General features: G+C 68.3%; 7 protein-coding genes, 5 tRNA genes and 1 other RNA gene. 11 read left to right on the top strand and 2 right to left on the bottom strand.

The features are described from left to right. Positions 1 to 80 precede the first annotated feature (80 nt). Positions 81 to 1,397, bottom strand: coding sequence for a protoporphyrinogen/coproporphyrinogen oxidase (locus tag DB31_RS32295; RefSeq protein WP_044195347.1), 1,317 nt, complete (start codon positions 1,395 to 1,397; stop codon positions 81 to 83). Between the two features lie 228 nt (positions 1,398 to 1,625). Here DB31_RS32295 and DB31_RS51345 point away from each other — a divergent pair, with 228 nt between their 5' ends. From DB31_RS51345 to ffs, 9 genes are all read left to right on the top strand, one after another. Next, the gene (locus DB31_RS51345) at positions 1,626 to 5,831 is read left to right on the top strand and encodes a tetratricopeptide repeat protein (RefSeq protein WP_044194909.1); all 4,206 of its coding nucleotides are present in this window, start codon (positions 1,626 to 1,628) and stop codon (positions 5,829 to 5,831) included. 89 nt (positions 5,832 to 5,920) lie between these two features. Next, positions 5,921 to 7,201 (top strand): serine--tRNA ligase, encoded by a 1,281-nt coding sequence (gene serS / locus DB31_RS32285; protein ID WP_044195345.1) that lies wholly within the window; start codon positions 5,921 to 5,923, stop codon positions 7,199 to 7,201. Positions 7,202 to 7,282: 81 nt separating this feature from the next. Further along, a tRNA-Ser gene (locus tag DB31_RS32280) sits at positions 7,283 to 7,369 on the top strand. A 44-nt stretch (positions 7,370 to 7,413) separates the two neighbouring features. Then, positions 7,414 to 7,503: transfer RNA gene (locus DB31_RS32275), tRNA-Ser, on the top strand. Between the two features lie 29 nt (positions 7,504 to 7,532). Continuing rightward, positions 7,533 to 7,606: transfer RNA gene (locus DB31_RS32270), tRNA-Arg, on the top strand. 24 nt (positions 7,607 to 7,630) lie between these two features. Then, positions 7,631 to 8,098 carry a tRNA adenosine(34) deaminase TadA gene (tadA, locus tag DB31_RS32265; protein ID WP_044195342.1) on the top strand — a complete coding sequence of 156 codons (468 nt, stop codon included), beginning with the start codon at positions 7,631 to 7,633 and terminating at the stop codon, positions 8,096 to 8,098. 5 nt (positions 8,099 to 8,103) lie between these two features. After that, positions 8,104 to 8,190 (top strand) — tRNA-Ser (locus DB31_RS32260). Positions 8,191 to 8,207: 17 nt separating this feature from the next. After that, positions 8,208 to 8,294, top strand: a tRNA-Ser gene (locus DB31_RS32255). 11 nt (positions 8,295 to 8,305) lie between these two features. After that, positions 8,306 to 8,398: signal recognition particle sRNA small type (ffs, locus tag DB31_RS46100), an RNA gene on the top strand. Between the two features lie 88 nt (positions 8,399 to 8,486). On the opposite strand, the gene DB31_RS32250 is transcribed toward ffs, so the two are convergent. After that, positions 8,487 to 9,950 carry a glycosyltransferase family protein gene (locus DB31_RS32250; protein ID WP_044194907.1) on the bottom strand — a complete coding sequence of 488 codons (1,464 nt, stop codon included), beginning with the start codon at positions 9,948 to 9,950 and terminating at the stop codon, positions 8,487 to 8,489. A gap of 116 nt (positions 9,951 to 10,066) precedes the next feature. Here DB31_RS32250 and DB31_RS32245 point away from each other — a divergent pair, with 116 nt between their 5' ends. Together DB31_RS32245 and dnaX are read left to right on the top strand one after the other, a co-directional pair. Further along, complete coding sequence (locus tag DB31_RS32245; protein WP_044194904.1) at positions 10,067 to 12,526, top strand: GcvT family protein; 2,460 nt, start codon at positions 10,067 to 10,069, stop codon at positions 12,524 to 12,526. A 110-nt stretch (positions 12,527 to 12,636) separates the two neighbouring features. Then, a complete protein-coding gene (dnaX, locus tag DB31_RS32240; protein ID WP_044195340.1) occupies positions 12,637 to 13,851 on the top strand; it encodes a DNA polymerase III subunit gamma/tau in 1,215 nt (404 codons plus the stop codon). Positions 13,852 to 13,898 lie beyond the last annotated feature (47 nt).

The raw sequence follows: 13,898 nt of genomic DNA, 5'->3' as shown, positions 1-13,898 counted from the left end.
GAGCGGACGCGCGTCGACGGTAGGAGCCCACGGCGTACCACGCCCGCCGGTGACCGTCGACAACAGTCATCGCCCGGGACTCAGCGTGCGTTGAGCACGCGAGCACTGGCCCGGCCGCCCAGGATGGCGTCCTCCATGGAGGAGTACTCCCACTGCCCGTAGCGACCCGCCGTCAGGATGCGGGCGTGCTCCAGGAAGCGGAGGATCTCCGCCTTCGCCGGGCCATACGCCTCGTCATAGAGGACGTACGCGTGGGGAATCTCCCGGGCCCGGGCGAAGAGCACCTCGTCCGCCGAGTGGATCATCTGCGAGCGAACCAGATCCGCCACCGCGTGCTGCTCGCACTGGGCGGGGGACAGCTCGCCGTGGTGGCTGTACTCCACATAGAAGGTGGAGGTGTCCGGAGGCGCCAGCGGCGCATACACGGCGGACGGCGAGCCAATGCGGTACGTCTTGAACTCCAACTCCGGCAGATAGATCCAGTGCCAGGGCTGGCGGTTCTTCCCTCGGGCCGCCACGCAGACATAAGTAACGGTGGTGGCGCGCAGGCGGCCCGCGGCGGCACGGACCTCGTCCGGAACCCCGGAGGCGCCTCGGGCCAGCAGCCCCACCAGGTGCGGCAGGGACACGGTCGAGAGCAGCTCCGAATAGCCGAGCGTCCGCCCATCCGAGAGCACCACCTTCCGAGCCTTCCAGTCGATGGCGGTGGGCTCGGTGCGGACGCTCACCTCGCCGCCCTTGAGGTGGCGGAGCATGGCGCGGGCCAGGCTCTCGATGCCGCCCTCGCGCGGGTAGAGGAACGAGGCGTTGTAGCCGAGCGCATCACTGCCCACGCCGAGCGCCCCATCCACCACTTCCTTGAGCGTGGGCCGAGGCACGAAGCGCCCCACCCACGCCGCCGACAGCTCCCGGGGGTGCACCGTCCAGAGCTTCTGGTTGTAGGGCACCATGAAGTTCTTCGCGAAGCCCTCGCCCATGTAGCGGAGGATGAACTCCTCGAAGTTGCGGGGATCGCGCTCGCGCAGCTCGCGGCCCTTCTCTCCATAGAGAGCCTCCACGAAGCCCATCAGGTTCTCGGCCACCACCTCCGGCGGCAGCCCGTGGGTGTTCACCTGGTACGGGAAGCGGGTGAAGACGCCCCGCGAGAAGATGCCCGCCTTGCGCTGGATGCTCACCAGCTGGCCAGGCAGCCACAGGGTATTCACCCGTTCCCGGATTTCGGGATCCCGGAGGTGCAGCCAGTGCCCGGTCGGGTCGAAGTAGCACCCGTCGATGACCTCGGTCTTGATCAGGCCTCCGGCCCGGTCCGTCTTCTCGATCAGATGCCAGGGGCGCTGCAGAAAGTGGGCGGCGGACAGGCCCGCCAGCCCCGCTCCCAGGATGATGGTGGGCTCCATGCTCACCAGGGTCTACCACCTCCGGTATGGGGGTGGGGGGCTCTCGTGGACTCGGAGTGCCACGGCCGGACAGCCCCCTGCCCCCTTGCCTGGGCTCCAGGGGTGGCGAGAGCCCGCCTGTTCGCGTTCTTTCCGCTCCGGAAACGCCTCTGATAGCGTGCGCGCTCGCGGCGAGAGGATCCAGCCCGTCCGCGGGCGGTTGCGCCAGCAGGTCTCTGAAGGAACACCATGAAAGTCTCGTGCCCGACTTGCCAGACGAACTACAACATCGATGACAAGCGGATCCCGCCTGGTGGCGCGAAGCTGAAGTGCGCCAAGTGCCAGAACACCTTCCCCATCCGTCCGCCCTCGGAGGGCATGCCGACTCCGGTCGCCATCCCGCTGCCGGGCGCCGCTGCCACGCCCTCGTCCGCTGCCATTCCGCTGCCGGGTGCCGCCGCGCCTCAGTCCGCCGCCATCCCCCTGCCGGGGACCGCCGCGCCTCAGTCCGCCGCCATTCCGCTGCCGGGTGCTGCTGCGCCTCAGTCCGCCGCCATCCCCCTGCCGGGTGCCGCTGCGCCTCAGTCCGCCGCCATCCCCCTGCCGGGTGCCGCCGCTCCCGCAGCCGAGCCGTTCGGAGCCCCCCCGTCCGGTGGGAGCGACTACTCGTGGGATGAGAACGAGTCCACCCGCGTTGTCGCCCTGTCCTCTCTGCCGCAGGCTGCGTTCCGGGATCCTCCGCCGGCGCAGCAGCCGCCCGCGCCTGACTACAGCACGCAGGAGGTGCCCGGCACCGCGCGGGACTTCGACTTCTCCAACGAGCAGTCTGCGGATCCCTTCGGCCAGGCTCCGGACGCTGGGGGACAGGCCGACCCGTTCGGCAGCTACGACCCGAACGCCGCCGCCATCCCGCTGCCGGGCACTGCCGCTCCCCAGCAGGACTACGCGCTTCCGCAGGCCCAGGACGCCTTCGCGTTGGATGGCCCCGCCGGGGATCCGAATGATCCCTTTGCCCTGCCGCCTCCGCCCGCCAGTCCCGACGCGCAGTCCGACTACCAGCTGAGCGCGCCGCCGCAGGAGGATCCGTTCGCCCTGCCCCCTCCGCCCTCAGGAGCGGAGCAGGATCCGTTCGCCCTGCCCCCTCCGCCCTCAGGAGCGGAGCAGGATCTGTTCGCCCTGCCCCCTCCCGGCGATCCTCAGATGGACGCCGCGCCGCCCTCCTCCACCGCCTTCACCCTGCCCGAAGCGCAGGATCCCTCGCTGGAGATGGCGCCGCCGCACGCCTTCGCCTTCCCACCGCCTTCCGAGCCCGCCCCGAGCGAGCCGGATCCGTTCGCGGTGGACCTGTCGGATCCGCTGCCTCCACCGCCCGAGCCGGATCTCGGCCTCGACTTCAACGCGCCTCCTGCGCCTGCCGCGGCGGCCGCACCTGCGCCCGCCTCCGCGCCCGTGAACATCGGCACGGACTTCGGGGACATCGGCTTCGGCGATCCCTTGCCTCCAGCCGGCCCCCCCGCGGCCGACTCGCTCGAGTTCGACCCGACGGCTCCCTCGGGCCCCGCGCCTGGGGATGACCTCGAGGTGGACCTCTCCGCGCCCCTTCCGCCTCCGCCCGCCGCAGGCACCACGGACGGCTTGGAGATGCTCAGCTTCATCGACGACGCGGCCAAGGACAGCACCGCCAAGGCCGGCGCCAAGGCGAAGCGCTTCCACGTCCGCCGCCGCTCGGGCAAGGTCTTCGGCCCGTTCGAGGAGGGTGTGATCGTCAAGATGCTCGAGGAGGGACAGCTCCTGGGCAACGAGGACGTGTCCACCGACTCGGACAACTGGACGCCCATTGGCACGGTGGCCTCGTTCGCCGCCGCCATCCAGAAGCTGATGGAGGGCCCCGCCTCGAAGACGGGCCTGCCCGCGGTGGCTCCCAGCGGCGAGCCCGCCAAGGCGGAGCAGGCGGCCCCCGCGGCCAGCCCCGCCGCCAACCTCGACCGGGTGGCGCAGCTGTACGAAGGGCGCATGGCCAACATCGCGGTCGTGGACCGCTCCGGCGCCTACGAGAAGTGGCGCAAGCGCATGCCGATGCTCATCGGCTCGGGCGCGGCCCTGCTCGTGCTCATGATCGGCGGCAGCTTCGGCTTCACGAAGTACGGCGTCTTCGGCCACCGCAAGCTCTTCCCGCCCACCGTGAAGGAGGGCTCGCCCGCCGCCGCGGAGGTGGCCAAGGCGCGCACCGCGCTCACGCAGGACACCTTCGTCTCTTATAGGGAGGCGCGCGATCTCACCGCCCGGGTGCTGGCCACCAAGGAGTACCCGGAGGTGCGCGCCACCTGGTGCCAGGCCATCTACTACCTGCAGCGCCGCTACGCCGCCGCGGACACGAAGGACTTCTCCCGCTGCCAGGAGTCCCGTGAGGCCCTGGAACTGCTCGGCATCAAGAACGTGGAGGTCGTCAAGGCCTTCGCGGGCTACGCCCTCACCCGCCGTCAGGCGGACGAGATGCTGGAGACCTTGAAGGACGCCTACAGCCGCGAGGCCAACGCGCAGGATCTGGAGCTGGCCTTCCTGCTGGCAGAGACCCAGGCCCTCAAGCGCCAGGACAAGGAAGCCACCGCCACGCTGAACAAGATCCTCCAGATCGACAAGAACTCGGCCAAGGCCCAGCACATGCTCGGCAACCTGCACCGGGACGCGGGCCGCGCCGAGGAGGCTGTCAAAGCCTACGAGGCCGCGCTCCTGGCGGACCCGGCCCACGTCATCTCCGCGGTGGAGCTGGCCGCGGTAGAGCTGCTGCTCGTCAAGGGTGACCCGGCCAAGGGCCTGGAGGCCGTGGAGAAGGCGCTAGACGAGAAGGCCCTGGCGACGCTGGGCCCGGCGGAGATCGCCCGCGCCAAGAGCCTCAAGGGCGTGGCGCTCGCCGGGCAGTTCAAGTTCAAGGAGGCCGAGGCCGAGCTGAAGGACGCGATGGAGAAGGACCCGAGTTCCTCCTTCATCAAGGCCCAGTTGGCCCGCGCCCTGCGCGCCAACCGGGACTATGCCCGCGCCCTGCCGCTCTACGAGGCGCTGGCCAAGGAGGACCCGTCCACCATCGAGTACACCGAGGGCTACATCAGCTCGCTGCTGACACTGGGCAAGATGGCGGACGCGGTGAAGGCCGTGAAGGCCGCCAACGAGCGCTTCACCAACGACGCGCGCATCGCCCTGCTCTTCGCTCGCATCGACGACGCGCGTGACCAGACGACCGACGCCGAGGGCCACTACCAGCGCGCCCTGAAGGCGGACCCGAAGCTCTTCGAGGCCAACCTCTACCTGGGCCGCTTCTACCTGCGCCTGCGCCGCAACGCGGAGGCGCGCGCCCAACTGGAGCAGGCCGCCCAGAAGGCGCCCGAGGACGCTGGCGTGCGCGCGGGCATGGGCGAGCTGGCCCTCACCGAGAACAAGCTGGATGTGGCCCAGCAGGAGTTCGAGAAGTCCGCCCAGCTCAACCCCAGCCTCGCCGAGGCCTACCTGGGCCTGTCTCGCGTGGCGCTGCTCAACGGGGAGCTGGAGAAGGCCAACCAGAACTCCTCCAAGGCGCTGGAGTTGGATCCGTACCTGCTCAAGGATGGCCGCCTGCAGCGCGGCACGGTGCTCTGGCGCCTGGGCAAGCTGGACGACGCCGTGGCCGAGCTCGAGAAGGCCAAGGAGGAGGATCCCCGCTCCGTCTCCATCCCCATCACCCTGGGCGCGGTGCTCTACGAGAAGGCCGATTACCCCAACGCCGAGAAGAACCTCAGCCTGGCGCTCACCCGCGAGCCCTCCAACCACGAGGCCCTCTACTACCTGGCCCGCGTGAAGACGAAGCGCTCCGAGTACTCCGGCGCCATCGAGCAGATGAAGCTCGCGGTGGACAAGGCGCCCAGCCGGCCCGACTACCACTACGCGCTCGGCGAGATTTACAAGAAGGACGAGCGCTTCGCCGAAGCCATCGAGGAGTGGAAGAAGACGCTCGAGCTGGATCCGAAGAACGCTGACGCCTACGAGGCGCTCGGCCACGTGTACCTGGAGACGGGCAAGATCGAGGACGCCATCAAGTCCCTGGAGCAGGCGCTCGTGGTGGATCCCAAGCGCAAGCGCGTGCTCGGCGGCATTGGCGATGCCATCTTCAGCGCGGGCCGCTGGGACGAGGCCATCCGCCGCTACGAGAAGGCCCTCAAGGAAGCCCCGGAGCTCACCTACGTCTTCTACAAGATCGGCCGCTGCTGGTCGGAGAAGGAGCAGCACGGCAAGGCCATCGACTGGTACAAGAAGGCCATTGCCGCCGAGCCGAAGAACCCGGACGCCTACTACTACCTGGGCTTCTCCTATAAGGACCGGTTCAAGAAGAAGGACGCCGCTGCGGCCTTCCGCAAGTACTTGGAGCTGAAGCCCACCGCGGAAGACAAGAACGAGATCGAGGACGAGATCGCCGCCCTCGAGTAGTTGCCGCCCTCCCCCCGCGACGTCCGCTTCCGGGCGTCGCGGGTCAGGTCCAGCTTGCCGTGCCCGTCCAGGGTGGCTACAAGGCCCCCATGCTGGATCTCCGTCACGTTGCCCAGAACTTCGATGCGGTGGTCGCCCGGCTGAAGACCCGGAGCGGCAACCTGGACCTTGGCCCCTTCCAGAGCCTCTTCACCGAGCGGCGTGAGCTCTACGTCGCCATGGAGAGCCTGTCGGCCCGGCGCAACACCGCCAACGACGAGATGAAGAAGAAGGCGAAGGAGGATCCCGCCGCCCTCGAGGCGCTGCGAGGCGATCTCCGCGCCGTCTCCCAGGAGATCAAGGAGAAGGAAGCCCGCCTCAAGGCCGTGGAGGAGGAGATCAACAAGATCCTCCTGCTGATCCCCAACATCCCCCACGAGTCGGTCCCCGTCGGCGCCAACGAGCACGACAACAAGCAGGTCCAGATCTGGGGCGAGAAACCCCATTTCCTCTTCACGCCCAAGCAACACTTCGAGGTCGGCGAGAAGCTCGGCATGTTGGACTTCGAGCGGGCGGCCAAGGTGTCGGGCAGCCGCTTCACCTTCTACAAGGCGGCGCTGGCGCGGCTGGAGCGGGCGCTCGTCACCTTCATGATCGATGTGCACACGCAGAAGGGCTACACGGAGCTGCTGCCGCCCTACCTGGTGCTGCGCGAGACGATGATGGGCACCGGCCAGCTGCCCAAGTTCGAGGACGACGTCTTCAAGACGAGCGGCGACCCGGAGCGCTTCCTCATCCCCACCGCGGAGGTGCCCGTCACCAACTACCACGCGGACGAGATCCTCGAGGGCGCCCAGCTGCCGCTGAAGTACTGCGCCTTCAGCCCCTGCTTCCGCGCCGAGGCGGGCGCCGCCGGCAAGGACACCCGCGGCCTCATCCGCCAGCACCAGTTCCACAAGGTGGAGCTGGTGAAGTTCGCCACCCCGGACACCAGCCTCCAGGAGCTGGAGGGCATGACGGACGACGCCTGCGACATCCTCCGCCGCCTGGGGCTGCACTACCGGGTGATGCTGCTGTGCACCGGGGACATGGGCTTTGCCTCGCGGAAGACCTACGACATCGAGGTCTGGCTGCCGGGCCAGGGCAGCTACCGGGAGATTTCGTCGTGCTCGGACTGCGGCGACTTCCAGGCCCGGCGGGCCAAGATTCGCTTCCGCGCTCAGAAGGGGGACAAGCCCCAGCTGCTCCACACCCTCAACGGCAGCGGCCTGGCCGTGGGGCGGACGAGCATCGCCATCCTGGAGAACTACCAGCGGGAGGACGGAAGCGTGGCCATCCCGGAGGCGTTGTGGCCCTACATGGGGGGTATGCGGGAGATCCGACCCCTCTGAGGCCACATCCCCATTGCAATGAAACGCGGATGAGGTAGAAGGGCGGCCCCGCGCAGCGTGGCGGGCCGCGCGGCAAGCTGTGGAGGAATGGCCGAGCGGCTGAAGGCAGCGGTCTTGAAAACCGCAGAGGGTGAAAGCTCTCCGTAGGTTCGAATCCTACTTCCTCCGAAACTTTGTTCTTGTCTTACGCAGTTCTTTGACAGAGAAACGTTGGAGAGATGGCCGAGAGGCTGAAGGCACAGGTTTGCTAAACCTGCATACTGGAAACGGTATCGAGGGTTCGAATCCCTCTCTCTCCGCCACTTATCGTTGTAGCCGCGTTGGACGGAATGCTCCCTTAGCTCAGCTGGATAGAGCGTCGGACTACGAATCCGAAGGCCGGAGGTTCGAATCCTCCAGGGAGCGCACCCCTCCACGCAGCTTCTCTCCATGAGTGACGACGAAGCTTTCATGCAGCAGGCGCTTGCGCTGGCGCGGGAAGCGGCGGCACTCGGAGAGGTCCCCGTCGGAGCGGTGGCGGTGCATGGCGGCAACGTCATTGGCACCGGCTTCAATCGCCGCGAGGTGGATCGCAACCCCCTGGCTCATGCCGAGCTGCTCGCGCTGGATGCGGCGGCCAAGGCGCTCGGGGCGTGGCGGCTCACCGGGGTCACCCTGTACGTCACGCTGGAGCCGTGCGCCATGTGCGCGGGTGCGTTGGTGCAGGGGCGGGTCACCCGGCTGGTGTTCGGGACGATGGACCCGAAGGCAGGAGCGGTCGGTTCGCTCTACAACCTCGCCGAAGAGCCCCGGCACAACCATCGGCTCCAGGTGACAAGTGGCATTCTGGCGGACGAGAGCCGCCTGCTTCTCAAAGGCTTCTTCGAGCGGTTGCGCGACAAGAAGCGTGAAAAGTGAATACTGGAGAGCTGGCCGAGTGGTCGAAGGCACCTGACTCGAAATCAGGCGTACCGGGAACGGTACCGTAGGTTCGAATCCTACGCTCTCCGCTTGTTGGCAGGTCCTTGGAGAGGTGGCCGAGCGGTTGAAGGCACACGCCTGGAACGCGTGCATACCTGAAAGGGTATCGTGGGTTCGAATCCCACCCTCTCCGTAGGTGTTACATTTGTGGTCGGGACAACGTGGGGCCGTGAACTCCGCCAGGTCCGGAAGGAAGCAACGGTAGCGAACCTTCGCGTGTGTCCCGGCCGTTTCTCTTGGTGAAGAGCCGATGTCCCTCAGGGGCGTCGGCTCTTTGCTTTTGCGGGCTGCGAGCGGGCGGAAGCCCCCTCCCCTGCCTGCCGCCTCAGTCGCGGGCGAGCATCGTCTCTCGTCCCACCTGTCCCACCACCCGGAAGCCGGCGGCCTGGAGCTCCGGGAGGGCCCGGCCCTCGAAGGAGACGGCCCGGTTGAAGGCCGGGTCGTGGATGGCCCGCTGGAAGGCCCAGTCCTGAGGCCAGTCGCAGGTGAGCCAGGGGATGTTCTTGCCAATGAAGAAGAAGCCCCCCGCGCCCCACAGGCCCTCATTGACGATGAGCAGGCCTGAGGCGCGCTCGTCCCTCGTGGAGGCGACGATGGCGCGGAACTGGTCCGCCCGGAGATCTCCCGGCGGGTAGTGGGCCGCAGAGGCCACGGTGGAGGCCAGCGCCAGGGTCACCCCACCCCAGCGGATCCTCACGGCCCGGGAGGCGTGCATGAGCCAGCCGCCCACGGCCGGAGCCGCCCCGAGCAGCAGCAGAACCAGCGCTGGGTAGAGGAAGCGCTCCTCCTTGTGCGGCGTGGCGCTCACCGCCGCCAGGTAGACCCCAGCGCAGAACAGCGGCAGGGACACAGCTCGGCGGCGGAGCCCCTCGGCCAGGCCGGACGGAACCGTCAGCCAGAACCACACGGGCAGCGCGGAGAAGAGCACCGGCACGTAGAAGCCAGCAGGGCTCGCGCCGAATTGCTGCACCACGCCATCCGTGAGGACGTTGAAGCGCAGGTAGGCGAAGAAGGAGTGGAAGGGAGAGCCCCAGGTGGCCCAGTCGAGCGCGCCCAGGCCCAGCACCACCGCCAAGCCTCCCAAGCAGGTGAAGGCCAGCATCCGCCACCGCCTCGCGAGGACCAGCCACACGAGCGCCGCAGCGACGAACACCGCCGAGCCGTAGCGTGCCACCACCGACAGCCCTAGCGCCAACCCTCCGAGCAGCCCGGAGCGCTCCAGGCGCTCTTGCCGGTCGAGCGCCTCCAGCCCCACCACGAGGAACGCCGCAGAGAAGGACTCGCTCATCGTCCGGCCCGCGAACACGAGCACCGGCCCGTACAGGCCCACCAGGAGCGCGGCCAGCAAGCCTCCCGCTACACCGGCCCGACGCGCTGCGAAGCGGTAGGTGGCGAGCAACATCCAGCCGTGCAGCGCCGCCTGCGGTAGCGCGATGAGGGCCCGGTATGCCTGGGGATGGCTGAGGCCCAGCAGGTTCGCGAGCCGCAACAACCACGAGACGACGAGCGGCACCGCCCAATTGCGCAGCCCGTCACGCCACTCCCAGGCGAGCACGCCGTAGCCATGGACTCGGTGCCAGGCGGGCTCGAGCACCTGGTACACCTCGTCCGGGTGGATGCGGCCCAGCTGCGCCACGGCAGTCACCGCAGGAACCAGCGCTACGACTGCCATCAGCACCCAAGCTGCTCGAGACAGCGGCTGGCCCGAGGGCGCAGCCTCTTCGATGGCCTGCAAGGCAGGCGGCGGAGGGGACGGGGTGGAGAGAGGCTGCGGAGCGGGAACGGACATCGGACGGAGCGACTCTCCCCGCCCCGAAGCCCCCGCGCAAGTCACGGGGTGCTTGTCCGCCTGCTGGCCTTCCTGAACACGACCGCGCGGACGGTTCGGCGGTATGCTCCTCCGCTATGTCTGACATCACCCTGCCCGAACGCGCCCGCGTCGTCATCATTGGCGGCGGGATCATCGGCTGTTCCGTCGCCTACCACCTGGCCCACATGGGCTGTAAGGACGTCGTGCTCCTCGAGAGGGATCGCCTCACCTCGGGGACCACCTGGCACGCCGCAGGGCTCATGGTCACCTTCGGCTCCACGTCGGAGACCTCGACGGAGATGCGCAAGTACACGCGCGATCTCTACAGCCGCCTGGAGGCCGAGACGGGCCTCTCCACCGGCTTCAAGCCGATTGGCTTCATCGAACTCGCCTCCGACGCCGATCGCCTGGAGGAATACCGCCGGGTCTCGGCCTTCAACCGCTACTGCGGGATAGACGTCCACGAGATCGGCCCCAGCGTGGTGAAGGAGCTGTTCCCGCTCGCGCGCACCGACGACATCCTCGCCGGGTTCTACGTCAAGGAGGACGGCCGCGCCGACCCCGTGGGCGCGACGATGGCCCTGGCCAAGGGCGCGCGCATGCAGGGCGCCAAGATCATCGAGGGCGTTCCCGTCACGGGCGTGCTCAAGAAGCGCGGCGTCGTCACCGGCGTCACGACCGCCTACGGCAACATCCAGGCCGAGTACGTCGTCAACTGCGCCGGCGCCTGGGCCCGGCAGCTCGGCGAGAAGTCCGGCGTGAACATCCCGCTCCAGGCCGCCGAGCACTATTACCTCATCACCGAGACGATCCCCGGCCTCTCGAAGGACTGGCCAGTCATCGAGGACCCGGGCTGCTACGGCTACTACCGGGAAGAGGTAGGCGGCCTGATGATCGGCCTCTTCGAGCCCGTCTGTGCCCCTTGGAAGATCGGCGGCATCCCCGAGGACTTCTCGTTCGGAGAGATTCCTCCCGACTGGGATCGCATGGGCCCGTACCTGGAGAAGGCCATGTCCCGCGTGCCCGTCTCCCTGAACACGGGCGTGAAGAAGTTCTTCTGCGGCCCGGAGAGCTTCACCCCGGACCTGAAGCCCATCGTGGGCGAAGCCCCCGAGCTCAAGAACTACTTCGTCGCTGCGGGGCTGAACTCCATCGGCATCCTGACCGGCGGCGGACTCGGGCGGGTACTGGCTCAATGGATCCTGACCGGCGATCCCGGTGCTGACGTCACCGGCATTCACATCGATCGCCTGCACACCTATCAGTCCAACCCGGAGTACCGCCGCACGCGCACCGTCGAGTCGCTCGGCATGGTCTACCAGTGCCACTACCCCACGCGCTCGATGATGACCGCTCGCGGCGCCAAGCGCTCGCCGGTGCATGATCGCCTCGCCGCCCAGGGCGCCTACTTCCGGGACGTGAGCGGCTGGGAGAGCCCCGACTGGTACGGCGAGCCCGGCACCACGCCGGATCCCGGGCCGCTCTCCTTTGGCCGGCAGCAGTGGTTCCCGAGCTGGGCCGCCGAGCACAAGGCCACGCGCGAGGGCGTGATCCTCATGGACATGTCCTTCATGGCCAAGTTCCTCGTGCAGGGACGCGACGCGGGGCGCCTGCTCAACCACATCTCAGCCAACAACGTGGACGGGCCTTCCGGGGTCATCACCTATACCCAGTGGCTCAACGAGCGCGGAACGCTCGAGGCCGACCTCACGGTCACCAAGCTCGATGACGAGCGTTACTGGGTCGTGGCGTCGGACACCGCCCATCGCCACGTCGAGACCTGGATGCGGCGCCACTTCCCGGACGACTCGCATGCCTTCGTCACCGATGTGACGTCCGCATGGGCGCAAATCAACGTGCAGGGGCCCCGCTCACGCGAGCTGCTGCAGTCCGTGACGACCGCCGACCTGTCGAACGAAGCCTTCCCATTCCGCGGCGCGCGAGAGATCGACATCGGCTTCGCCCGGGCGCTGTGCGTGCGCATCACCTACCTGGGCGAGCTTGGCTACGAGCTCTACATCCCGGCCGAGCAGGCGATGCATGCCTATGAGCGCGTCGTCGAGGCGGGTAAGCAGTTCGGCCTGCGGCACGCGGGCCTGAAGGCGCTGGCCTCCTTGCGCATGGAAAAGGGCTACCGCGACTATGGCCACGACATCGATAACACCGACTCGGTGCTCGAGGCCGGGCTCGGCTTCGCGGTCGACCTCAAGAAGCCGGGCGGCTTCATCGGCAAGGAGGCGGTCCTGGCCAAGAAGGCCGCTGGGCCGCTCAAGAAGCGCATGATCCAGGTGCTGGTTCAGGATCCGGAGCCGATGCTGTTCCACGCCGAGGTGGTCCGCAGGAACGGCAAGCCGGTGGGGTATGTGCGCGCGGGCTCCTATGGACACACGCTCGGCGGCGCGGTGGGCCTGGTGATGGCCGAGTCCCATGAGCCCATCGACGCGGCCTGGCTTGAGTCGGGGCAGTGGGACGTGGAGATCGCGGGCAAGCGCTATCCGGTCACGGCCTCGCTGCGTCCCCTGTACGACCCCGACATGAAGCGCATCAAGATCTAGACCAGGCCCCTGCAGTAATAGAGGAATTCAAGATTTCCGTCGGACGGCCATCGAAGTTCAGGGAGTTGCGCATGGATCCTGGGGGCCAGCGTGTTTAGATGGCACCCCCCATGAGCTACCTCGTCCTCGCCCGGAAATGGCGCCCCCAGACCTTCGACGACATGACCGGACAGGAGCACATCGTCCGGACCATCGCGAACGCCATCAAGATGGACCGGGTGGCGCACGCCTACCTGTTCTGTGGACCTCGCGGGGTGGGCAAGACGACGGCGGCCCGCCTGCTGGCCAAGGCGCTCAACTGTGAGCAGGGCCCCACGGCCGCCCCCTGCGGCACCTGCCAGGCCTGCACCGAGATCGCCTCTGGCACCTCCGTGGACGTGGCCGAGATCGACGGTGCCTCGAACAACGGCGTCGAGAACGTCCGCGAGATTCGCGAGAACGCCAAGTACCTGCCGCAGAGAGACCGGCACAAGATCTACATCATCGACGAGGTGCACATGCTCTCGGGGGCGGCGTTCAACGCGCTCCTGAAGACGCTGGAGGAGCCGCCCGGGCACGTGAAGTTCATCTTCGCCACCACCGAGGCCCACAAGCTCCCGGACACCATCCTCAGCCGCTGCCAGCGCCACAACTTCCGCCGCATCCCCGCGGCCCGCATGCTCCAGCGCCTCAAGCAGATCTCCGACGCCGAGGGCGCTGGCATCTCCGACCGCTCGCTGTCGCTCGTGGTGCGCCAGTCCGAAGGCGGCATGCGCGACGCGCTCAGCTTGATGGATCAGATCCTCGCCTCGTGCGGCCCCAACCCCACGGACGAGGCCGTGGCCGAGGCCATGGGCGCCATCGATCGCACCATGGTGCAGGAGTTCGCCGAGGCCCTGGTCCGCAAGGACGCCAAGAAGGTGCTCTCCCGCGTGGAGGAGGTCTTCAACCGCGGCCTGGACCTGAAGCGGCTCGCGGAGGAGCTGGCGCTGCAGCTGCGCCACCTCTTCGTCACCAAGGCCGTGGGCGAGGCCCCGTCCGAGCTCGCCGAGTCCGAGCAGAAGGCCCTCAAGGAGCTGGCCCAGGAGGCGGACTCCGCCCAGCTGGCGCGCCTGTTCGACATCGTCCACGGCTGCGTGTGGGACGTGTCTCGCGCCGCCCAGCCGCGGCTCGCGCTGGAGATGGCCCTGCTCAAGGCCATCCAGCTGTCGCCGGCCAGCAGCATCCCGGACCTCCTGGCCAAGGTGGACCGGCTGGCCCAGGGTCTCCACGGCGGCGAGGGTGCCGCGAAGTCCCAGTCCGGAGCGCCAGGAGGTCGCTCCGGTCCCGCCAACTTTCGCGTCTGAGCGCCCTGCGGCTCCCGTCGCGGAGCCCGCCCGCCCTGCCCCGCCCC

It is taken from the genome of Hyalangium minutum (genome assembly GCF_000737315.1).
Lineage (GTDB): Bacteria > Myxococcota > Myxococcia > Myxococcales > Myxococcaceae > Hyalangium > Hyalangium minutum.
The sequence above is the reverse complement of the archived record's forward strand: the minus strand, read 5'-3'. Positions and strand labels throughout refer to the sequence as shown.

What these genes read in the sequence shown, in the direction of transcription:
- DB31_RS32245 (WP_044194904.1), top strand. Translation starts at nt 10,067, where the DNA reads ATGTCTGACATCACCCTGCCCGAACGCGCCCGCGTCGTCATCATTGGC.
- tadA (WP_044195342.1), top strand. Translation starts at nt 7,631, where the DNA reads ATGAGTGACGACGAAGCTTTCATGCAGCAGGCGCTTGCGCTGGCGCGG.
- DB31_RS51345 (WP_044194909.1), top strand. Translation starts at nt 1,626, where the DNA reads ATGAAAGTCTCGTGCCCGACTTGCCAGACGAACTACAACATCGATGAC.
- serS (WP_044195345.1), top strand. Translation starts at nt 5,921, where the DNA reads ATGCTGGATCTCCGTCACGTTGCCCAGAACTTCGATGCGGTGGTCGCC.
- DB31_RS32250 (WP_044194907.1), bottom strand. Translation starts at nt 9,950, where the DNA reads ATGTCCGTTCCCGCTCCGCAGCCTCTCTCCACCCCGTCCCCTCCGCCG.
- DB31_RS32295 (WP_044195347.1), bottom strand. Translation starts at nt 1,397, where the DNA reads ATGGAGCCCACCATCATCCTGGGAGCGGGGCTGGCGGGCCTGTCCGCC.
- dnaX (WP_044195340.1), top strand. Translation starts at nt 12,637, where the DNA reads ATGAGCTACCTCGTCCTCGCCCGGAAATGGCGCCCCCAGACCTTCGAC.